Annotated in this window: 11 protein-coding genes and 1 pseudogene; 8 read left to right on the top strand and 4 right to left on the bottom strand. The window is 34.8% G+C overall.

Going from position 1 to position 23,358, the window contains the following annotated elements; genetic code table 11:
- Positions 1 to 118: 118 nt before the first annotated feature.
- From JCM15579_RS03435 to JCM15579_RS03450, 4 genes are all read left to right on the top strand, one after another.
- Positions 119 to 646 carry a TlpA family protein disulfide reductase gene (locus JCM15579_RS03435; RefSeq protein WP_054716400.1) on the top strand — a complete coding sequence of 176 codons (528 nt, stop codon included), beginning with the start codon at positions 119 to 121 and terminating at the stop codon, positions 644 to 646.
- 695 nt (positions 647 to 1,341) lie between these two features.
- Complete coding sequence (locus JCM15579_RS03440; RefSeq protein ID WP_054715778.1) at positions 1,342 to 1,968, top strand: hypothetical protein; 627 nt, start codon at positions 1,342 to 1,344, stop codon at positions 1,966 to 1,968.
- Positions 1,969 to 1,977: 9 nt separating this feature from the next.
- Positions 1,978 to 2,931 carry a tRNA-dihydrouridine synthase family protein gene (locus tag JCM15579_RS03445; protein ID WP_054715781.1) on the top strand — a complete coding sequence of 318 codons (954 nt, stop codon included), beginning with the start codon at positions 1,978 to 1,980 and terminating at the stop codon, positions 2,929 to 2,931.
- Positions 2,928 to 3,596 (top strand): adenosylcobinamide amidohydrolase, encoded by a 669-nt coding sequence (locus JCM15579_RS03450; protein ID WP_054715785.1) that lies wholly within the window; start codon positions 2,928 to 2,930, stop codon positions 3,594 to 3,596. The genes JCM15579_RS03445 and JCM15579_RS03450 overlap by 4 nt, the downstream gene beginning before the upstream one ends.
- On the opposite strand, the gene JCM15579_RS03455 is transcribed toward JCM15579_RS03450, so the two are convergent.
- Both JCM15579_RS03455 and JCM15579_RS03460 read right to left on the bottom strand, forming a co-directional pair.
- The gene (locus tag JCM15579_RS03455; RefSeq protein WP_054715789.1) at positions 3,572 to 4,114 is read right to left on the bottom strand and encodes an AAA family ATPase; all 543 of its coding nucleotides are present in this window, start codon (positions 4,112 to 4,114) and stop codon (positions 3,572 to 3,574) included. The two genes, JCM15579_RS03450 and JCM15579_RS03455, sit on opposite strands and share 25 nt — an antisense overlap.
- Positions 4,115 to 4,116: 2 nt before the next feature.
- Positions 4,117 to 5,588, bottom strand: a pseudogene (locus tag JCM15579_RS03460) (cobyric acid synthase).
- Between the two features lie 313 nt (positions 5,589 to 5,901).
- Here JCM15579_RS03460 and JCM15579_RS03465 point away from each other — a divergent pair.
- The 4 genes from JCM15579_RS03465 to JCM15579_RS03480 all read left to right on the top strand — a co-directional run bounded on the left by JCM15579_RS03465 (position 5,902) and on the right by JCM15579_RS03480 (position 21,661).
- The gene (locus JCM15579_RS03465) at positions 5,902 to 6,357 is read left to right on the top strand and encodes an Lrp/AsnC ligand binding domain-containing protein (RefSeq protein ID WP_054715791.1); all 456 of its coding nucleotides are present in this window, start codon (positions 5,902 to 5,904) and stop codon (positions 6,355 to 6,357) included.
- 139 nt (positions 6,358 to 6,496) lie between these two features.
- Positions 6,497 to 7,882 carry an aminopeptidase P family protein gene (locus JCM15579_RS03470; protein ID WP_054715794.1) on the top strand — a complete coding sequence of 462 codons (1,386 nt, stop codon included), beginning with the start codon at positions 6,497 to 6,499 and terminating at the stop codon, positions 7,880 to 7,882.
- 329 nt (positions 7,883 to 8,211) lie between these two features.
- Positions 8,212 to 20,544 (top strand): immunoglobulin domain-containing protein, encoded by a 12,333-nt coding sequence (locus JCM15579_RS03475; protein WP_054715797.1) that lies wholly within the window; start codon positions 8,212 to 8,214, stop codon positions 20,542 to 20,544.
- A gap of 124 nt (positions 20,545 to 20,668) precedes the next feature.
- A complete protein-coding gene (locus JCM15579_RS03480) occupies positions 20,669 to 21,661 on the top strand; it encodes a PorP/SprF family type IX secretion system membrane protein (RefSeq protein WP_054715800.1) in 993 nt (330 codons plus the stop codon).
- 62 nt (positions 21,662 to 21,723) lie between these two features.
- Here JCM15579_RS03480 and JCM15579_RS03485 read toward each other — a convergent pair whose 3' ends face one another.
- Both JCM15579_RS03485 and yaaA read right to left on the bottom strand, forming a co-directional pair.
- On the bottom strand, positions 21,724 to 22,437 hold the full coding sequence (locus JCM15579_RS03485; RefSeq protein ID WP_054715803.1) for a hypothetical protein: 714 nt from the start codon (positions 22,435 to 22,437) through the stop codon (positions 21,724 to 21,726).
- A gap of 108 nt (positions 22,438 to 22,545) precedes the next feature.
- Complete coding sequence (gene yaaA / locus JCM15579_RS03490) at positions 22,546 to 23,316, bottom strand: peroxide stress protein YaaA (protein WP_054715806.1); 771 nt, start codon at positions 23,314 to 23,316, stop codon at positions 22,546 to 22,548.
- Between the last annotated feature and the right edge of the window lie 42 nt (positions 23,317 to 23,358).

Here is a 23,358-nt window from a genome sequence, read left to right on the forward strand (position 1 = left end):
TCATAGATATTTTGGCATGAACTATGCCAAACATTATTCAATTTCGTTAAAAAATTTGAAATTGTGTTGAAATTGAATAGGTTTACTTCCTATTATAAACAGATTAGATTTGAATGGAATGAAAAAAATTACATTGCTTACACTTTTACTGGGATTGTTTGTGTTTACATGTTTTTCGCAAGAAGGGGATGATCGAGGGTATATTGTAAAAGTAGGAGATATGGCTCCTGATTTTGAAATGAAATTAACAGATGGATCAACAATTAAATTATCAGACTATAGAGGGAAAGTGGTAATGCTACAATTTACGGCTAGTTGGTGTGGGGTTTGTAGAAAAGAGATGCCACATATTGAAAATGATATCTGGAAGGCTCATAACAATAAGGATTTTGCTTTATTTGGTATTGATAGGGATGAACCTATTGAAAAGGCCAATAAATTAATCAAAGCAACAGGGATTACCTATCCCATTGGTTTAGATGAGGGAGCTAATATTTTTGCAAAATATGCCTATCGTAAAAGTGGGGTAACTCGAAATGTTATTATTGATAGGGAAGGAAAAATTATTTTTCTAACAAGGCTATTTAATCCTCAAGAGTTTGCAGCTATGAAAAAAGTAATAGAGCAAGAATTAGATAAATTATAAAAGAGAAGCTGCAAGTATTATTCTTGCAGCTTTTTCTTGATACAAGATAATTTTATTGTCTTCAATATATTAGAAATGGAATATTAAATTACTTTAGGAGTGATCTCCTATTTGTTGTTCTGGCATATATTCGAAAATTACGGTATGAAATTGTTTATCTTAGCTAAGATCATTTTACGAGTATTGAAATTTAAGTGATGGGATGTAGTGTTCTTTCTATTTTTGATTCTTTTAATTTGTCGATATCGCTAGAATTAAACAGTATAAAATTAAATATCAAAAATTTGGATAAAAAAATGGGCGGTGACTAGCCGCCCAAAAACTACTACTTAAATTTACTTATGAAAAAGAACTTTCAATCACCCTATGTATTAAAAGTATCCATTCTTCAATAAAGATACTATTTGTTTTTAATTCCAACCTCATTGCAACTTCTATTTTTACGAATAAACCAATTTCATCAATGAAGAGTCCTAAATTGATGAATATATGAGCTTATTTAAACAGTCTCAGCATAAAGTTTATTCTTATCAATAGATGATGAGAGTTACTGCTCTAGTGAAGTTTTGTTTGAAAATTTAAATCATTTACAAGTTGTATTAGATATACCATGTGAATTTTCTTAATTTTATGGCTATATTGAATTGAGGAATTGTTTTAATGTGATTTCGAATAATTTATAGGGATAAGAGTATATGGATAAGGAGTTTGTACAGATTATAGAAAAAGTAAGAACCTTTCTGCTGAAGAATGGTTTAAAGGACTTTTCGTTCGAAAAAATTAAAGATTTTGGTATAGCACAAGAAGAAATTTCGAAATTTGTCAATTCTAAAGATGAATTAGTAGAGAAGATTCTGGAGTATGAGAGAAAGAGTTTTGAGGCAATATTTCTTGAGTATAACTTCGAAGGGCAAAATGCAATTGATATCTTATTTATTGTTAGTCAGGAGATAAATGATAAATTTGAGCAGGTTACGCCTTCAATAACTATGGAGCTTGAGCAATATTTTCCAGAAATCTATGCAAAACATATGGAAGCTAGAATGGAATTTATTTTCGATAAAATTCAGATAAATATTCAAAAGGGAATTGCACAAGGAATGTATAGAAGTGATTTAAGTGGCGAGATGGTTGGGCGCATGTATCTTTCTCGTTTGGAGGATATGCATAATCCTGAGTTGTATCCGCCTGAGCGATTTAAATTTGGAACGATATACGATACAATGATTGATGAATTTGTAAAAAGCATTGCAACCGATGATGGTTTAAGATATTATCGTCAGCGAAAACAGTTGTTGGGAGTATTAAGTTTTGGACGATAAAAAGGTTTTATGAAAATTTCGCTTGCTCCTTTGCAAGGATATACCGATTGGGTGTTTAGACAGGCCTATCAAAAAAATATTGGGGGTATAGATGAATTCTATACTCCTTTTCTTGTTTTGCAGAATGATGGTATCGTAAAAACAGCCCATAAAAGAGAGGTAGAACCTTATGATGATAAATGCAATAATTTGGTTCCGCAGTTTTTGTGTGGCAGTTCGGAAGAATTAAGTTTTTTTGAAGCTTACTTTTCTGAATTGGGTTATTCAAAAATGAATTGGAATATGGGGTGTCCTTATCCAATGGTAACAAAAAAAGGAAAAGGATCAGGATTGTTGCCAAAGCCAAATAAGGTGGAAGAAATTCTTGAAAAGGGATTTCACAACAAGTTAAAATTGTCGGTTAAGTTGCGATTGGGTTTGTTGGATGATACTGAAGTTGATGCAATACTTCCTATCTTAAAAGATTACAATATTTCAGAAATAATACTTCATCCACGAATTGGAAAGCAGTTATATAAGGGAACGGTAAACTTAAATCGATTTAATGATTTGTATGAAAAATATGAATCTTATTTGGGATACAATGGAGATATAGGTTGTGAGGAGGATTTTAAAAAGGTTAAAAATTTATTTCCAGAATTACAACATGTAATGATAGGACGCGGTTTGTTGAAGGATTACTGGCTGCCATATAAAATAAAGGGAATTGCTTTACCGAGCTCTGATATAAGAAGAAATCAACTTAAAAATATGCATAATGATATTTTCAAATTGTACTCCTCGTATTTGCAAGGGGATACTCAAATTATGCAAAAAATGAAGCCGTTTTGGGAGTATTTTTCATCGCATTTCGAAAATGAGAAAAAAGTACTTAAAGCAATAAAGAAATCGGTAGGGATAAAAAAGTATGAGCAAGCAGTTGAATTTGCTTTTTCTCAGCAACTGAAAGTGGATAAAGGATGAATTACAATATAGAGCATAACGATCAATTTCTTCATGTAGAATTTGATACTCCAAGTAAAATACTTAGTTCTGCAATTCTAAATGGTGGATTTCAAAATGCATATCATTTTCTGAATACAAAGGTTGATGCCAATTTTAATGGAGAACGAACTGAATTTGAAAAGCCACAGGTAACTCTTGCAAGAATGGCTGAAGCAAATTCATGGAGAGGTGTTTGTGTAGGCATGATGACAGCAGCAATTATGAAAACGTTTCGAAGGGTGCGCTTAGAGGAACAAGGCGTTTGGATAGATGCGTTGGTTACTGCAGGAGTTTCAAATGCCAGAAGGGCTGGTGATATAGCTGATTATAAGTTCATAAATGAGGAGTGTGAGAAGGTTGGAACCATTAATATTTTGATCGTTACAAACGCTAGTTTATCAGATGCAGCTATGGTGGAGTGTGTAATGATGGTTGCTGAAGCCAAAGCTGCTTGCATGCAGGATTTGAACGTTAAAAGCCGTGTTTCTGATAATATTGCAACAGGAACAGGAACCGATTCAGCAGCAATTGCTTGTGGTGATGGACCTGAAGTTATTTATTGTGGAAAACATGTTTTATTTGGAGAATTGTTGGCTAAGGCTGTAATTGAAGGGATAACTCAATCTTTGCAAGCTGACAAGTAATTTTCAATAAACTTTACTCTTTCTTTAATAGATACCTTTGGTAATTCAATAATTTTAAAACCAAGTTCATCATAAGTTCCTTTTAAAAACTGATAAATTTCCATTGAATCATCAAAAGATTCAGGTCGTTCGGCATCGTTTATAAATATTTCCTGCCATGGTGGCGCAATAAATACAATTGGATTATACTGGTTGCTTTTTTCAAAGTATTTTTCTGGAACTTTCAGACCGCCGCGACGCAGATATGCAATGATATCGGGAATACCTCTGTCGTAAAAACAGTTATTTATTGATTTACAATCCTTCAGTTGTTTGCTCATTCTTTCGAAACAGATTTCAGCAAAATCTGCAAGGTTTTCCCAAGGAAGTTTATCTCCGTTTATTTCGTGTTGTTCGCGAATCACAATACGCGATATTTCTTCAAAACCTTGATATCCTTTGTCGATCAATGCGTTTAAAAGACTTGATTTTCCGGAGCCAGGACCACCAGTAATTATATATCTATTGAATGTAGTCATGATTATTCTTGAGATAAGTGCTCGTAAAATAGTTTCATATCAACGCTTTGTCGAATTGCATTAGCTAGCTTATCGTACTGTTCTTCTTTGAATTTTTTGTAATCGAATTCGCCTTTGGCAATAGATTCAAATCCAGATAGCAAGTCGTTGATGACGGTTGAATTATCAAGGATTCCATGAATATAAGATCCCCAGCATTTATCATCTAAAATGAATCCTTCTTGTTTTCCATATGATAAAATATTCAGGTGTTTGTTAGGAACCAATGCAGTACTTTGTCCCATGTGTATTTCATAACCTTCGCAATGAGAACTGTAATTTTTAAACAAAAATTGGCACTGTTCAGTTAGCTTCTCATCGGTTATAACGGTTTCTATCGGAAGTAAACCAAGTCCATTAATTTGTTTGATATTTCCTTCAATCCCTTTTGGATCTGAAATTACATTTCCCATCATTTGATAGCCACCACAAATTCCAATTACTTTCTTACCATTTTTACGAGCTTTAATGATAGCATTGCTACGCCATTGTTTTTTAGCTCTTGTAAATCGGAAATGGTATTCTTGCTTCCAGGAACAATTACGATATCGGCATTCTCAATTTCCTGAATGTTATTGGTGTAGTACAAATGGACTCTAGGATCATGTTCAAGTACTGAAAAATCAGTGAAGTTTGCCATTCTGGGAAGCAGAATAACAGCACAGTTGATTTTTCCTTCTTGTGCATTACTAAACTTCTTTTCTAAACTGACTGAGTCCTCTTCTTCAATATGTATATCTCTAAAATAGGGAAGAACACCAATCACAGGTTTGCCAGTAAGGTCTTCAATGATTTTTTTCCCCTCTTCAAAAAGATTGATGTCTCCACGAAACTTGTTAATGAGAATTCCTTTGATTTGATTTCGTTCATTTTCATCCAAAAGTGCAATACTACCATAAACACTTGCGAAAACACCGCCCTTATCAATATCGGCAACAAGGTAAGTAACCGCATCGGTTTCCATTGCCATTTTCATATTGGTAATGTCTCTGGATTTAAGATTCAATTCTGAAATACTTCCTGCACCTTCCAAAACTATTGGATTGAATCTTTTTTCTAATCGATAAAAAGCAGATTTGGCCTCCTCAAACAAGGCAGATTTATTATTTCCCATGAAATAATCATATGCACTTTGAGTGCCAACTGGTTTTCCGTTTAAAACTACTTGAGAACTTTTATCATTAGTTGGTTTTAAAAGAATGGGATTCATATCGGTATGACAATCAATACCGCATGCTTCTGCTTGAACAGCCTGGGCTCTCCCTATTTCAAAACCTTCAGGAGTAGCATAAGAATTTAAAGACATGTTCTGTGCTTTGTATGGAGCAGGATTGTATCCATCTTGTTTTAAAATTCTACAGAATCCGGTGTTTACAATACTTTTACCAACGTCAGATCCTGTTCCAACGAACATTACAGGTTTTAGTTTTTTCATGTTTAAAATCTTAAGCTCAATCTTTTCCCTTAGTTTTGGCAAAAATAGCTTTTTATTGGTGAGTTGAATTGGTTTTTAAACATTCTATTTGAAATTACCTATTGTCAAATTTAGATACTCTTGATTTAAAATCATGTAGAGTTTAATCATTCTAAATTTGTAATCAAAGGTGAATAGATTTTATATGGTTATAAATTATTATTAATTTTGCTGATATTGTAATGATTTGTAAGACGCTTGCAAGTTAATTGTAAAGAATTCATCTAATGGATGATGATTATAAGCCATTTAGATTGACCCTAATTGTTAGAACATGAAAATTCAAATTGATGAAGTAGATCAGAAGATATTGTCTTATTTGATCAAAAATGCACGTATACCTTTTCTTGAAATTGCCAGAGAATGTGGGATTTCTGGAGCAGCAATTCATCAGCGTGTAAAAAAACTGGAAGATGCTGGTATTATTGATGGCTCGCGTTTTATTGTAAAACCTCGCGCTCTTGGATACGAAGTTTGTGCATTTGTAGGTATAATTTTAGATCATGCGCATCAATATAAAATGGTTGTTGATAGTATAGAAGCAATTCCTGAAATTGTGGAATGTCATTTTACTACAGGAAATTATACATTCTTGGTAAAAATGTTATGTAGAGATAACCAGCATCTAATGGATGTATTAATAAACACTCTTCAGAATATTGATGGAGTATCTAAAACAGAAACTCTAATTTCCTTGGAGCAAACTGTAGATAGAGAAATAAAGTTATAATGATCTGAGATCAGAATTCAAAGGCTTCCGATTTGGAAGCCTTTTTTTTATGTATTAAACTGATAAATGACATAAAAAAGAATTTAAAAGCGAGCTATTTTTGTATCTTACAAAATCTTAAAATTTAAATACTATTAACATGTTTCCAAAAGAAGTTTATATAAACAGACGTGAGAAATTGCGTGCATCAATGAAAGATGGAATTGCAATTGTTCTTGGTAATCCAGACGCTCCAATGAACTATGCTGGTAATATTTATCATTATCGCCAGGATAGTACATTTTTATATTTTTTCGGTATTGATCATCCTGGTTTTGCAGGTGTTTTCGATATTGATAACAATAAAGACTATATTTTTGGTAATGATGTAGACATTGATGATATCATTTGGATGGGACCTCAACCAAGTGTTGTGGATCAAGCCGCAGAATTTGGTTTGGAAAATACAGCTCCATTTAATGAATTGAAAACATTTGTTGCAAATGCAGTTGAAGAAGGTCGTAAAATTCACTTTTTACCTGTTTATCGAGCTGAGAATAAAATATTAATTCATGAAATGCTTGGTACTCCTCTAGATGCTATAAAAGAAAATGCTTCTGTTGAATTTATTAAGGCAGTAGTTGCATTGCGTGAAATTAAGGACGAATACGAGATTAAAGAATTAGAAATAGCAGCAGCAATTGGATATGAAATTCACACCACAGCTATGAAAATGGCGAAAGATGGTGTTTATGAAAGAGAAATTGCAGGTGAATGTGAAGCTATTGCATTAAGAGCAGGAGGATTGCTTTCTTTCCCAGCTATTGTTTCCAAAAGAGGTGAAACACTTCACAATCATGAACATGGAAATCTTTTAAAAACAGGGGATTTGTTATTGGTTGATAGTGGTGCAGAAACAGATACTCATTACGCTTCTGATAATACGAGAACAATTCCTGTAGGTGGTAAGTTCAGCCAAAAACAAAGAGAGATCTATGAAATTGTATTGGAAGGAATCAACAAAGGGAATGAATTGATTCGTCCTGGAGTTACTTATCAAAGTATTCATCTTGAGGTTTGTAAGGTTTTGGCAACTGGTTTGAAAAAACTTGGCTTGATGAAAGGCGATGTTGATGAAGCTGTAAAGGCTGGTGCTCATGCTTTATTTATGCCACATGGTTTGGGACATATGATGGGACTTGATGTTCATGATATGGAAGATTTTGGCGAGAATTATGTTGGATACGATGATGAGGTTCAAAGAATTGATCAGTTTGGAACAGCATATTTAAGATTGGGTAAAGAATTAAAGCCAGGATTTGTTTTAACAAATGAACCAGGTATTTACTTTATTCCTGCTTTAATTGATAAATTCCAAACTGAAGGTTTATATACGGAATTTATTAATTACGAAAGAGTTAACGAGTATCGTGATTTTGGAGGTATTCGTTTAGAAGATGATGTTCTTGTAACAGAAACAGGGAATAGGTTAATTGGTAAAAGAATTCCTATTTCAGTTGAAGAGGTAGAAGCTATCATGAAATAAATGAATTTTTTAAATTTTATGGACTTAACGGTCTCTCTTTAGAGAGACCGTTTTTTTTACTCTTGACCTCTTGTTTATTTTTCCATAGCTTTACTAAATATTCATACAAATATGTAACAAATAAGTACTTTTATCAGTTTAAAAGGTATATTTGTGTAATAAATTGAAACGTACATACAAATATTTAATTAGTATGGATTGAACACTTTACCCCTAACTTCTTGAAATAGTCTTTGTTGGATTGTCTCGAAATGATAGGAAAAAAGTGATTTGAAATGTTAGCAAAGAATTCTATTAGCCTTAACGAATATAACTTTGAATCTATAAATATGAGAAATGATAAAATCTTTACTCGTTTTAAAAAAATTTTAAAGTCAATTTCAATTTTCATACTATTAGCAATTCCTTTGTCCGGATTTGCACAGTATGATTATGAGCATTATGTACCACCCTTTTATTGTTCTTCTCAGGTTGGAAAGCAGGAGGTGTTTTTATCAACAAACTCAGAGAAAGATATCAATGTTTATATTGAAGATGGGCAAGGAAATCCTATAGCAGGACCATTTACAATTAATAGAAATCAAAGTGATACATATGTGTTTAGAACTCCTGGGGGTGCTACATATAGTCAACATAGTAATAAATTCTATCCCGATGGATGTAGTTATTCATTAGGAATTATTGGTCCAAAAGAATTAAATAAACCCTTGGATGGACAAGGTTTAAGAATTTACTCTTACGATGGTCCATTCTTTGCAAATATCCGACATGGTTACAGCAATAGAGGTGAAGGTGGGGCTTTAACTCATGGATTTTCTTTGTCAGCCAAAGGAGCTTATGCCAAAGGGAAAGAATTTTATTCTGGTCACTTGTATGGTCACACGATTTTAAATGGAGATCCTTTAGATTATTATTACTATCCAGATACTAGGCCTATTAGAAGTCATTCCATTTCGGTAATGGCGGTAGAAGATGGTGTAACTACGGTTACATTTTCTGGTATAAAGTGTAAGTATATTACCAAGTATGAAGGAGGTAAAGTGGTTTTAAGGTCAATTGCCCCAAATGAAACAATTACGGTAAATTTAAATAAAGGACAAACCTATACGCTTGGAACAAATTTGCACAGTGACCAATTTGGAAGTGAATCGATAGAGGTGCGTAATGGAATGAATGGTACGCATATTACATCAACAAAGGATATCGTTGTAAATTCAGGCTCTTGGACAGCAGGAGCTAAACCTTCGCAAGATATAGGTTTTGATCAGATTGTTCCTGTTGATCAGGTTAGGGACAAGTACATTGTAATGAAAGGACTGGGGAGTGCTGAACCTGATCCGACAGCTTATCATGCAGGTCAAGAAAGAACGATTGTAGTTGCCACTCAAGCCAATACCGAGGTTTGGGTGAATGAAGTTTTAAAAGGAACATTAGCCGAACCAGGAGATTTTATGATTCTGGATGACATTGTTAATCCTGATGATATTCCAACTCTATTTATCAATTCCAAAGGCAAAGATGTATATGTTTATCAGACCATGTGTGGTACAAATGAGGATTGGATAAATATTGGGCTTAATTTTATTCCTCCATTAACTGCACTAGGAATGAAGGAGGTTGTGATTCCTAAGGCTGAGCAAATTACCAGTGGAGATTACATCAATCCTACAGTTACAGTTTTAGCACAAAAGAACGTAAATGTTAAGCATAATGGTGTTACACTAACTAATCCTAATGATATCCTAGGGTCAACTGAATGGGTATACTATAAGGTTTCAGGAATCTCAGGAGATTGTCGTTTTACTGGAGATAAAGCCATTAATGTTGCTTGGACTGCAAGCTCGAATACATTAGGAGCTGCTGGATATTATTCTGGTTTTACTAAAGCAGTATCTCCAATTCATCCTGATTTAAATATTGATACCGATTTAGGTTTGATTTGTGAAAGTTACGATGATGATATAATTGTATCGATAAAAGATAATACGGGAAGAAATCCTGATTTTTACGAATGGTATAAGGAAGTTATAAATAGCTCAGGTGAAATTGAGTGGGAAGGGCCTAATTTTATAAATAGTTCATTAAAAATTCCAGCACCAAATGAAAATACAACTTGGGAAGTTAGAGCGTATTATCGTGATCCAAGTTTGGAAATCTTGTTTAATGGGGACTTCTTAGATGGATACAATGGCTTTGATTCCTATTATGAGCTTGTTACCAACAATTTGGTAGATCCTGGTCAATTTGCAATTACGGGAAGACCTAAGGATGAAAATCCGATATTAAATGATTTTAATCCTATTGGTGGATGGAAGATGTTATTGGCATATTCTAAAAACCAGAATGATACCATCTACCGTTCTGCAGAAATGGAAGTAGAAAGTGGATTTAATTACATATTTAAAATGTATGGTCGACTGGCGCAAAGTGATGCTGCAAAGAATCAATCTCTTAAAATTTTAATTAATAACGAGACAATTGTAGAAAACTTTAGAATTGATCGTTCGGATGATTGGCAATCAGTATCAGCATTGTGGAGACCTAATGGCGCAAGAAATGCATCTATTAAAATATTAAATAACAACTTAAATGGTGAGGGTACCTTTTTCGCTATTGACAGTATTAGTTTTGTTCAAGCAGTAGAAGATAAGGATTTATTTGAAGCCAAAGTAATTCCTAACTACAGCTATTCAAATAATGGCAAAACCTTTCAATTCTGTCAAGGAGTTGAAAACTCTCTTGATGTTTCTAATGGAGATACAAGTTGGTATAGTTATTCTTGGTCTAAAAAAGAAGATGTGACTGGTAATTATATTGATCTGGAAGATATTGCTGGAGAGTTCTCCGGAACAAAAACTCATCAGTTAATTTTCTTAAATCCACAACAGGATGATGAAGGAGATTATAGATGTACAATTAGTTTTAAAGAAGAATATAAAAACTGTGGAACATCGACAGATGATGTACATGTTGACCTTTCTGTTTTAGTAGATGAACCTGCAACAATAGATATTGAGGCTGACAAAACATATTTCTGCTTTGGTACATCAGCTAATTTAAAGGCATTAGTAACAGGTGATGCCGGTCAGGTTAAGTGGTATGTAAATGGTGGCGAAGATCCTGTTTCTTTGGAAAATCCTTTTGTGTTTTCGGGATATGATGCAGGAACATATACAGTTAGATGTGAAGCTGAAAATGGATGTGGTTTGGCATTTGATGAGGTTACCTTGGAAGTATTGTCTGCACCTGTTTTAAATTCCTTAATTGTAAATCCTGATCTTTGCGAGAGTAAGGATATTATTTTAACCGCAGATGCAACAGGAAATGGAACGATAGCTTACAATTGGAAAGAAGGAACCACGGATTTGTCTGAGCATGGTTCAATTTTAAAGTTTCCGGCAACAATGGCTCACAGAGATCTTTCTTATTCGGTAAGTGCTACTAGTGTTTATACAACTGTTGATGGAAATGTAGAATGTCCTTCAGATCTAACAATTCCAATTGATAATTTAGATATATATCCAAATGTAGCAATTACAGATCCTTTAGAAGATGCAAATCTGTGTGAAGGAAGTGGAAATCATACTTTTTCGGTATCGCTTTCTCAACCAGAATCATTCTATAATTTCTCATGGCAAAAAGATGGTGTAGATGTCGATGGAGTAACTGCTCAGAAAATTATTACTCCAATTAAGCTTGCAGATGCTGGACAATATAAGGTTGCTGTTTCTAATAGATGTGATTCTAAGGAGTCTGTTGCAAATTTAACAGTGGTGCCAAAGATGATTGTGAATGGCATAACAACCAGTGCTACTGGTCCATTCTGTAGTCCAACAAATGTAACGGTGACTTTTGATGATAATGGAGCCGTTGCTGACTATAGGGCTAAAAAACCAGATGGTTCTGAAATTGCAATCACAAATCCATACACATTCGAAGTGAATACAACAACCGAAGGAGCCTGGGAATTTATTGCTGTGCCAAATTGCAATGGAGATAATTTCACTCATAAATTTACATGGAACCTGATTCCTGATTTTGGTGCAGTTTCGATGAATGATGTTGCTACCTGTATTGGAAGAGATGTTGACTTTGTGGTTGATGTTAAAGATGTTTCACCTTTGTCAGAATTGACTTACGAATGGAAAGATAATACAAATACAACCATTGTAGGAGAAAATAAGGACTACTTGAGTCTAACTAATGTTCAGGATGCAGATTTAGGACAATATACATGTATTGTAACAGATCAGTGTGGAAATTCAAAAACTGCAACAGCCAATTTAAGTATTGAAAAAGTAACGACTTCTAAAACTGGAACTGAAATCGAAAAATGCGTTGGCGACACCGATTTTAGAATTGATATTGCCTATACTGGAACACCTATATTCGAATGGCGATTTAATGACCCTTGGGGAGCAGTTATTAGTAATGCAGATTTCTATGAAATTCCATCAGTTTCAACAAGTGATGCTGGAGTATATTACTGTAAAGTTATTTTAGGATGTGGCGATGAAATTAATATCGAAAGAGAACTTATTGTACACGAACATGTTTCTATAGTTTCTCCTGCTGATGAAACAATCCATATTTGTCAAGGAGAACAACCAGTTCTTAATATTGAAGTGAATGGAGATGCAGATATTTATACTGTAAGTTGGACCGATGATGTTGATAATCCACTAGTTGGATTTGGCGATGTAAATCAGGTACAATTAAGTAAACACGATATACCAGGAACTTATACTTACAAAGCAAAAGTAACAAGTCTTGGAAATTGTGATAATTTGGAGAAAAAGTATATTGTTCAAGTTCACGAGAAGCCAATATTAAGTACCATTGATAACAATGTAAACAAATGCGCTGGTCTCATTGAGTTAAAAATCACAGAAAGTGGAGAGCATAATGGTATTAGTTGGTGGAAAGATGGAGTTTTAGTAACTGATGGTAATGCAGTTGCAACTGATTTTGTAATTAATCCAGCAACAAGTCCTGATGACGATGGAATTTATGTTGCAAAGGTAAGCTCTGATTATTGTGGTGATAATCAGGTTTCTATTAATTTGGATGTTAGAAATAATATTGCTGTAACAGGTAAATCTCCTGCAACAACAACATTTTGTGAAAATGAAGAGGTAAGTTTATTTGTTACTGCAAATGCAGGTGGAGATGAGATTCATTACAAATGGTATAAGGAAACAGAACCAGGTACAACATTGTCGGATCAACCAACTTATAATATCAGCAATATTGATTTAACACAAGCTGGAACTTACAAAGTTGAATTGTATAATGATTTGGGATGTGGTAATCAAACACTATCATTTGATGTTGTGGTAAATAAAACTCCAACTGTTACAAATCCATCTGATAAAATAATTTGTGAAACCGAAACTTCAGTTGATTTTACAGTTACAGGAGATGCGCAAGATGGAGCAAATTATCAGTGGTACAATAGTGCAGGTGAAATTGCTGGAGCAACATCTGCAACTTATACCGAAACTACTTTGGTTGATGGTGAAAATTATTATTGTGAAGTGACTGGAACAGTTGGAAGTTGTGGAACCGCAACATCTGAAAAAGCAACACTTTCTGTAATTAAGGAAGTTGCCGTTACAAATCCAGTAGACTTAATTATCGCTGATGGTGCTGATGCTACCTTTAGTGTTGTTGCATCTGGTGAACCAAACTATTCTTATCAATGGCAGGTTTTTGATGGAGCATGGAAAGACATTAATGATGTTGATAAATATTCAGGAACTCAAACTTCTGAACTAAAAATTACCAATGCACTTAAAGCTGATTTTAATGGAAATCAATATCGATGTGTTGTAATTAGCGATGGAACAATTTGTTCTTCAAGCGCAACCAGTGATTTTGCAACCCTAACAATATTAGCAGTTAATAAGATTGCAATTCAGCCAACTAATCAGTTAGTATGTGAGGGAGAAGATATTGTATTTACAGTAACAGGCACCAAGAGCACTGGACTGACTTACCAATGGCAATACCATACGGGTGATAATGTATTTGTAGATGCGAACATTGCAGATGTATCAACTGTTGGAGCTGTATCAACTTATACAATTGTCAATGCCAGCCAGGCAATGGAAGCCTGGGGAGTAAGGTGTATTGTAAAAGATGGTTCAAGTTCAGATCAGCCATCTAATGAAGTTGGAGTTGATGTGTGGGAAAATATAGTTGTAGCTACTGCTTTAACCAATACCATAACTATTTGTGAAGGTTCACCTTTAAGTTTAACGGTAGATGCAACGGCGGGAGAGAAAATTAAGTATGAGTGGACAAAATCAGGTAGTGGCACAGTTTTACAAACCGGATCGGTATTAAATCTTGGTAATGCAGAATTTGCAGAATCAGGCACTTATACTTGTAAGGTTTATAATGATCAGAATTGTAACAATGTAAATATCGTATATAATGTAACTGTTCAGGAAAATGCAAAAATCAAATTGCATCCTTTGGATAAAGCAATTTGTGCATCAGATGTTCCGGTATTTTTTGAAGCAGATGGAACGGCAGAAGGTACGGTTACTTATGAATGGTTCGATAAGGGTGGTAATTTAGTAGGAACCACTAAGACCTTGACTATTGCAGCAAATCCTGAGAATGGACAATCCTATTATTGTGTAGTATTAGGGGATGTATGTAATAGTGCAACAACGGATGTGGCCAACCTTACAGTTTACGAAGAGGTTGTAATTACGGATCCATCGGATCAGACAGCATCGGATGGGGAGAGTGTAACCTTTAGTGTAAGTGCTACAGGCGAACCAACAATTGAATACAAATGGTATGAGAAAACACCAAGTGGAGTATGGACAGCGTTGGCAGAGGGTGGAATTTACAGTGGAGTAAGTACGGCAAATCTAACTATTGATCCGGTATCCTTATCCATGAATGCCAATCAATATAAATGTGAGGCCTGGAGTAGCACATGTTCGGCAGTTGATGAAAGTAATTTTGCAACATTAACAATATTAGCAGTTAATAAGATTGCAATTCAGCCAACTAATCAGGTAGTATGTGAGGGAGAAGATATTGTATTTACAGTAACAGGAACCAAGACGACTGGATTGACTTACCAATGGCAATACCATACAGGTGATAATGTATTTGTGGATGCAAATATTGCAGATGTATCAACTGTTGGAGCTGTATCAACTTATACAATTGCCAATGCAAGTCAGGCAATGGAAGCCTGGGGAGTAAGATGCATTGTAAAAGATGGTTCAAGTTCAGATCAGCCATCTAATGAAGTTGGAGTTGATGTGTGGGAAAATATAGTTGTAGCTACTGCTTTAACCAATAACCTAACTGTTTGTGAAGGTTCACCTTTAAGTTTAACGGTAGATGCAACGGCGGGAGAGAAAATTAAGTATGAGTGGACAAAATCAGGTAGTGGAACAGTTTTACAAACCGGATCAGTATTAAATCTTGGTAATGCAGAATTGGCAGAATCAGGCACTTATACTTGCAAGGTTTATAATGATCAGAATTGTAACAATATAAATATCGTATATAATGTAACTGTTCAGGAAAATGCAAAAATCAAATTGCATCCTTTGGATAAAGCAATTTGTGCATCAGATGTGCCGGTATTCTTTGAAGCAGATGGAACTGCAGAAGGTACGGTTACTTATGAATGGTTCGATAAGGGTGGCAATTTAGTAGGAACCACTAAGACATTGACGATTGCATCAAATCCTGAGAATGGACAATCCTATTATTGTGTAGTATCAGGGGATGTATGTAATAGTGCAACTACGAATGTTGCTAATCTTACGGTTTACGAAGAAGTTGTAATTACGGATCCATGGGATCAGACAGCATCGGATGGGGAGAGTGTAACCTTTAGTGTAAGTGCTACAGGTGAACCAATAATTGAATACAAATGGTATGAGAAAACACCAAGTGGAGTATGGACAGTGTTGGCAGAGGGTGGAATTTACAGTGGAGTAAGTACGGCAAACTTAACTATTGATCCGGTATCCTTATCCATGAATGCCAATCAATATAAATGTGAGGCCTGGAGTAGCACATGTTCGGCAATTGATGAAAGTGATTTTGCGACACTAACAATATTAGCAGTTAATAAGATTGCAGTTCAGCCAACTAATCAGGTAGTATGTGAGGGAGAAGATATTGTATTTACAGTAACAGGAAGCAAGACTACAGGATTGACTTACCAATGGCAATACCATACGGGTGATAATGTATTTGTGGATGCAAATATTGCAGATGTATCAACTGTTGGCGCTGTCTCAACTTATACAATTGCCAATGCAAGTCAGACAATGGAAGCCTGGGGAGTAAGGTGTATTGTAAAAGATGGTTCAAGTGCAGATGATATTTCAAATGAAGTAAAAGTAGAAGTTTTTAAACCAGTAGTATTCACACCTGTCGATGATCAGATATTGTGTTTCGATGAGAGTAAGCAAATAAAATTGGACGTTACTGCAGGAACTACACCATTGACTTATTCATGGACCAAAGATGCTACAGAAGTTTCTACAACTGCGATTGTAAATATCGGAACTGGTGATAATGGAAATTATCACTTAACGGTTGGTAATGGAGTTTGTCCTGACGTAAGTGATGATTTTACAGTTGTTCATCGTTCACAGTTAAGCTTGAATGCTTGGTCAAATAGTAGTGAATTTTGTCTGGGTAGTTTAGAAACATTATCAGTAAGTGTTAAGAGTTTCGATCCAGCTTTAACTTTATCATACAAGTGGTATAAAGATGGTGGAGAAATTCCAGGAGCAACGAATGCTGATTACACTTTTACTCCGGTAGATAAGAGCGAATCAGGACAATATAAAGTAGAAGTGTCTGATGGCTGCTCTGCAAAATTTGTGTCTGGATATGTAAATGTATATGAATCGGTTACTACTGTAAATAAATGGGTAGATCCAGATGATATTTGTGTTGGTAGTGAACTGAACCTGGAAGTTGATGTAACAGGCGATGTAAAATCTTACACATGGACTCATAATGGAAATCCAATAACAGCAACAACAAACTATTTGGTTGCTGCTGTTACTAACGCAGATGCAGGAACTTATCAATGTATTGTTGAGGATCATTGTGGTAATACTTATACTTATACAAGTCATATTACAATTATGGATGCCCCTTCAATTGATGGAGATGGTATTGAAAAGCTTATTGCTGTTTGTGAAGGAGATCCTTTGGTATTAGGAACGATAAGTGTGACTGGATCATACGATGCTATTGAATGGACATTAAATAATGGATCGACAAATACTGTTGCTGGAGTTCAGTTGAATTTAGGAGATGCAACAACAGCAATGGAAGGAAATTACAAAGTTGAAGTTTCAAATAAATGTGGATCTGATGTTTCAGTAGGAACTCAGGTTGTTAATCCAAAACCAACATTAAGCCCAATCGCAGATCAAACTGTTTGTGAGAATGAGGATGTTGTGTTTAGAGCAAAAGCTACAGGACGTGATTTAAATTACCAATGGAAAATTGATGGAATCCCTCAACCTTCTGCTATTGCTACACTATTAATTAGTGGTACTGATGTACTTCCAGCAGATGAATTTACTCCAAAAGTATATACTGTAGAATGCACTGTTACCAACGATAATGGTTGTGGAGAAACATTAGTAGAGACTGCTCAATTGACAGTGAACCCTTCAACAATAATTTTAGCTACTTTAAAAAATGTAGTGCGATTTGTTGGACAAGATTACACAATGACTGTTGATGCTACTGGTCACAATTTAACTTATACATGGACTCATGTAAAAGATGGTGTTACTACTACCTTATCTGAAAAAACAAATTCACTAACGCTAACAAATATTCAATTTTCTGATGAAGGTTATTACAATTGCGAAATTGAAGGTACTTGTGCAACTCGATTGGCAACAGGTAAGTTAACCGTTAAGGAACCAGTTGTTATTATAGATGGATTGGTTAGTTTGGAAGAAAAATGTGTTGGTGAGCCATTAAGTTTAAGTATAGATGCCACTGGTCAAATATCATCGATTAAATGGTTCAAGGATGGATTTGAAATTCCAGGTGAAACAAAATTGACCCTTTATATTGCAGAACTTAAAGCAACTGATGCAGGAGTTTATACTTGTAAGATTGAAGGAGAAGGAGCTCCAGTTAATGGTATCGTTGAAGAAACAACGGTTCGCGTATACGAGAATACAACGCTTCTAGCTGCTCTTGGGACTAAAACAGTATGTGAAGGCCAGGGACTAGAATGGATTCCAAATGTAAAAGGAGCAGCCAATATTAAATACAAGTGGTTCTTTGGTGGGGTTGAGATTTCAGATCAAAAAATTCTGAATTACAATCCAACACTATTAACGCATGAAGGAAATTACGAAGTACAAGTAACAGGTTTATGTGGTAATGTTACAACAAGAGGAAGCTTAGAGGTAACTGAATTGCCAGTAATTATTTCTGTTAGTGACAATGTAGAAATTTGTGAAAATACATCATTGGTAGAATTTAGTGTAAGTGCTACTGGAGAAGAACTGAAATATCAGTGGAGAAAAAATGGAACTGATATAGCAGGAAAAACTTCACCTGTATTGAGCCTAACATCCATTCAGCTTGATGATGAAGCCAATTATACTTGCAAAGTTTATAATTCATGTGCAGAAGCCATTAGTGATGAAATGACGCTTAAGGTAATTCCTCAATTGAGAATTTTATCTGAAATGGTAGATGTTGAGGTTTGTTCTGGTGAAGAGGTAACTCTTACAACGGATGTTGAAGGAAATGATGTAACATATCAATGGAAGTTGGATGGGGTTGACTTAACTGGAGAAAATGCATCGATATTGAATTTGGGTAAAACAAGCCCTGACGATAGTGGATACTACACATGTATTGTTTCTGATAGATGTACAGATTCAAGATCAACAAAACCTACAGAATTAAAAGTTCATGAATTACCAAACTCAAGAATTTTAGGTAGAATGGTACTTTGTGCGAAGGAAGATAGAGTTACATATACAACCGATGCAATGCCTGAAATTGAGTATGGTTGGGGAGTAGAAGGCGGTATATTTGCCGGACCAGATAAAGGTTTACGTACTCGCATAACTTGGGGTGAACTGGATAATGGAGAACTTTCCATCATGATTACAGATGTTGTTACAGGTTGTGAATCGAAAGTTGATTCATTGGTAACCTTACATGCTTTGCCAGATGTTAATCTTGCTCTCGTAGATCCAGTAAGAGGTGTTTGTAATCCAAGTAAGCTTCTATCAGGTGGATACCCTGAAGGTGGTATTTATTGGGTAGATGATATTTCAGAAGAAGTATTTGATCCTGCAGAAAGAGGAGCAGGAACCTATAATGTTCATTACTCTTATACAGATGAAAACGGATGTTCTAATGTAACATCAAAAACAATTTTACGTGTAGATCCATTGCCAACCGTTAACATTACGGATGATATTACAATTGGTAGCTGTAAGCCTTTTAAATTAAGTGCAGAAACGGAGGAAAGTAATATTCAATGGTCACCGGCAGCAGATTTGGATGATGCGAATTCGATGACTCCCACATTTACTCCCGGAAAATCGCAGGTGTTGGTTGCAACAGTTATGGATGAACATGGTTGTACAAATATGGATTTAGTTGAGCTTACAGTATCTCCTCTACCTATTGTAACCACGATTTCCGACACCACAGTTGGTCAGTGTAACCAATTACAATTGCTAACCGATATTGTAGGTGATGCAGGTGAAATTACCTGGACGAATCCAGATCATTTAGATGATCCTAATACAAGAAGTCCAAAGATTGTAAATGCTCCTGAAGGAACGTATACTTATAAGATTAGTGTGACCGACCTTTATGGTTGTGATGCCGAAGGAGAGGTTATTGTAAATATGGTAGCTGATCCTAAATTGGAAGAAGATAAGTTTGCTTGTGAGGGTGAAAAATTCGAAGTGAATATCGCAGGAATGGAAAATCCTATTTGGGAAGATGGTTATACGGATATTAATAGAACAATTGATCAGCCAGGTAAATACTTGTTAACAGTAGAGAACAAATATGGTTGTGGCGATGAACAAAATTTTGTAATAAATCCAACTCCAAAACCAGATTTAAGGAATAATTTGATTTATACTGGACCTAGAGAGATTGAACTTGTCAAAGACCGACCAGTAACAATTTTTGAAGGACAAACTGTAACATTAGCTCCAAATCTTCCTTTGGAATATTCTCCTTACAACTTTGAATGGGAAGATGGCAAGGAAGGTAGTATTCTTCAAAGATATGAGGTGTCCGAAACAGGTAAATATAAATTGACAGTAACAGATAACTTAGGCTGTATTTCCAAAGATTCTGTGGATGTGGAAGTGAAACCTGTAGGTATTGAATCTCCTAATGCATTTACTCCAAATTCGAGTAATGATAACGACAAATTTTATTTGAAAGATATCAATTACGATATTGAGAAATTTGAAATGTATATATATAACCGTTGGGGAGAATTAATGTATAAGACCAACGAGGTTGGTCGCAACGGTGGTTGGGATGGTAAATACAAAGGCAAGCTTTGTCCGGCAGGAGCATATGTTTGGATGGTGTTTATTAATGGCGACCTTACCAACCAGGGAACCTTCATGTTGATCAGATAATTGGGAAAAGGTTTTATTTTATCAATAAAATAAATTTATTTTACAAGTGATTTCGGACTTATAACCAATGGTCCGAATCACTTTTTAACTTGAATAACTCTTTAGAGTTATAAATTGAGAATAGATGAAAAAAGCTCTGATTGTTTTTTGCGTATTATTTGTTGGATCGTTGGTACAAAGCTTTGCTCAAGATATCCGATTTTCTCAGTTTTATGCAAATAAACTTTATCTGAATCCAGCCTTGGCAGGATCTACAAATAACTCAAATGTTAGCTTAAACTATCGTAACCAATGGCCTAATTTAGATCTTCCGTACGTTACTTACAGTGTAGCATTCGATAACTTTTACGAGACTTTAAATGGGGGAGTAGGCGTTATGGTTATTCAGGATGATCAGGGAGATGGAGCATTAAAAACAACCACTTTTGCAGGGATGTACTCATTCTATTTGAGAATAACTGATGATTTTGTAATTCGTCCAGCGATTCAGGCAGCTTTTATGCAAAAAAAGGTAGATTGGCAGAACCTTGTATTTCCTGATCAGGTTTCTCCTATTTATGGGAACATATTTCCACACAATTCTTCAGGTGACCCTATAAACAGGAGAAAAGATGGATGGGATTTCTCATTGGGATCGATAGCTTACTACAGAGATTTTTATTTTGGTATTGCAGCTCATCACTTGGCTAAACCAGATTTAAGTTTTGATGACGAACAGGAAGACAAATTGCAAACCAAATATACAGTTCATGCTGGTGCCGAATTTGTGTTGGGAGGAAGAAGCAGAAGATATGCCGATAATTGGATTCTTGCCCCAGCATTGCTTTATCAGCAACAAGGAGATTTTTCTCAGATGAACTATGGATTGTATGCAAGTAAGAGTTCTATAGTTTTCGGATTGTGGTTTAATCAGAATTTTGAGCCAAATTACGACTCTTTTATTGCCATGGCAGGATTCGTTACCGAGCGCTTTAAAGTTGCTTACAGCTACGATTACGCCATTTCTAAGTTAATTCATACGAATACTGGAGCGCATGAAATATCATTCTCTTTTCCGCTTGTTACCACCAAGGATAGACGAAAAAGAATTAAAGCAGTTCGAGCACCAGTATTTTAAGAAAATATTGTATAAAAAAGGAGGTTTTCAATTTTGAAAACCTCCTTTTTGTTTTGTATTCTCTATTTTATTCTTTCAATGTATTTGTCTCTAATTTTCTTCATTAAATCCAGATTCAAGTTCTCAGCATAAACTCTGATCATATCAACAGCTTTAAAGTGGTCATAAATAAAGCCCAAAGAAACATCGAAATGAATCATCTCCATGTTGTATTTCACTTTTTTGGTTAATTGCTCAAATTGCTTCCAGCTTAGCTTTTGTGGAATGGTAAAATATCCATGATTTGGTTCAATATGATCTTTAAAGTATCCATCCTCGATTATATCCAAAGCAAAAAACTTATCCAATTGAATCATTGCTTTAGAATTGTGAGGAATAGAACCATTTGTCTTAAAAATAATTCCTTCAGATTGATAACACTCCTGTAATTCTTTAACTTGATCGTAATTACTAAGTCTTCTGATACGAATTACATAGTACACACTGTTATAAATGGTAATGTTACCAATTGCAGCGTGGAACTTTGCCTCGAAATAGCTCATTATTTTTTGCGTAGCTCGAGTAAACTCTTCTAAATCATATCTTCTATCTAATACCAAATAAATATAATGAGGTTGAACATCTTTCTGAAAACCATCGTAATACTCATAATATCCAGGAAACGGATTTGTTGCTTCCAAAACAATGGTATTAGGCAATATTTTATCATCAATAACTTCCAGGGTTTCTTCTTTTAGAAGACTACCATACTTTACAACATAGTTTTCAGTGGTCATATGCAGAAGGATTATGGGGTTAATACTCGGATTGTCTTATACTTAAACATAGTAAAAATTGAGAGCAAAAACAAGACTTAAAACTCTTTTTAATAATGTAAATTTTCTCTAATGATCACGAGTAAAAACAGGAGCATTATCTTTTGATAAGTTTGGGTTATAGATATATCCATCTAAATCAAAAGCTTTTAGGTCTTCAGGATTGGATATTTCATTCTGAATAATGAATCGAGTCATTAATCCTCGTGCTTTTTTAGCGAAGAAGCTGATCATTTTGTATTGTCCATTCTTCAAATCTTTAAAAGCTGGGGTAATGATTTTGGCATTTATTTGTTTTGCCTTTATCGATTTATAATACTCATTCGATGCCAGGTTAATTAAATGCTTGTGGTCGTATTCTTTTAAATCTTTGTTAATGGATTTTGTGATTTTATCTCCCCAAAACTCATACAGGTCTTTCCCTTTTTTGTTTTCGAGTTTTTTACCCATCTCCAAGCGATAAGCCTGAATTAAATCCATAGGTTTTAGTACACCATACAAACCGGAAAGAATACGCAATTGCGATTGTGCATTTTCAAAATCAGTATCGCTTAAACTTTCTGCATCAATTCCGGTATAAACGTCGCCTTTAAAGGCCAGTAATGCTTGTTTGGCATTATCGGGTGTAAAAGGCAAGTTCCATTGGTGAAAACGTTCAAAATTCAACTGAGCCAGCTTGGGGCTGATTCCCATGAAATCTCCAATTTCATCAACTTTAAGTTTGCGAAGAATTTTAATTAATTGTTCAGCATCTTTCGTAAAACTTGCTTCCGAATAAATATCTGTTTTTACTTGAGATTCAAAGTCTAATGTTTTGGCAGGTGATATAACTATTAACATATTCTGTTCTTTTAATTTTTGATTCTTAAAAGTAAGTATTAT

The sequence above is a fragment of the Marinifilum fragile JCM 15579 genome, from assembly GCF_001310955.1.
In the GTDB taxonomy this organism is placed as follows: domain Bacteria; phylum Bacteroidota; class Bacteroidia; order Bacteroidales; family Marinifilaceae; genus Marinifilum; species Marinifilum fragile.

What these genes read in the sequence shown, in the direction of transcription:
- JCM15579_RS03440 (WP_054715778.1), top strand. Translation starts at nt 1,342, where the DNA reads ATGGATAAGGAGTTTGTACAGATTATAGAAAAAGTAAGAACCTTTCTG.
- yaaA (WP_054715806.1), bottom strand. Translation starts at nt 23,316, where the DNA reads ATGTTAATAGTTATATCACCTGCCAAAACATTAGACTTTGAATCTCAA.
- JCM15579_RS03445 (WP_054715781.1), top strand. Translation starts at nt 1,978, where the DNA reads ATGAAAATTTCGCTTGCTCCTTTGCAAGGATATACCGATTGGGTGTTT.
- JCM15579_RS03475 (WP_054715797.1), top strand. Translation starts at nt 8,212, where the DNA reads ATGAGAAATGATAAAATCTTTACTCGTTTTAAAAAAATTTTAAAGTCA.
- JCM15579_RS03455 (WP_054715789.1), bottom strand. Translation starts at nt 4,114, where the DNA reads ATGACTACATTCAATAGATATATAATTACTGGTGGTCCTGGCTCCGGA.
- JCM15579_RS03480 (WP_054715800.1), top strand. Translation starts at nt 20,669, where the DNA reads ATGAAAAAAGCTCTGATTGTTTTTTGCGTATTATTTGTTGGATCGTTG.
- JCM15579_RS03435 (WP_054716400.1), top strand. Translation starts at nt 119, where the DNA reads ATGAAAAAAATTACATTGCTTACACTTTTACTGGGATTGTTTGTGTTT.
- JCM15579_RS03470 (WP_054715794.1), top strand. Translation starts at nt 6,497, where the DNA reads ATGTTTCCAAAAGAAGTTTATATAAACAGACGTGAGAAATTGCGTGCA.
- JCM15579_RS03485 (WP_054715803.1), bottom strand. Translation starts at nt 22,437, where the DNA reads ATGACCACTGAAAACTATGTTGTAAAGTATGGTAGTCTTCTAAAAGAA.
- JCM15579_RS03450 (WP_054715785.1), top strand. Translation starts at nt 2,928, where the DNA reads ATGAATTACAATATAGAGCATAACGATCAATTTCTTCATGTAGAATTT.
- JCM15579_RS03465 (WP_054715791.1), top strand. Translation starts at nt 5,902, where the DNA reads ATGAAAATTCAAATTGATGAAGTAGATCAGAAGATATTGTCTTATTTG.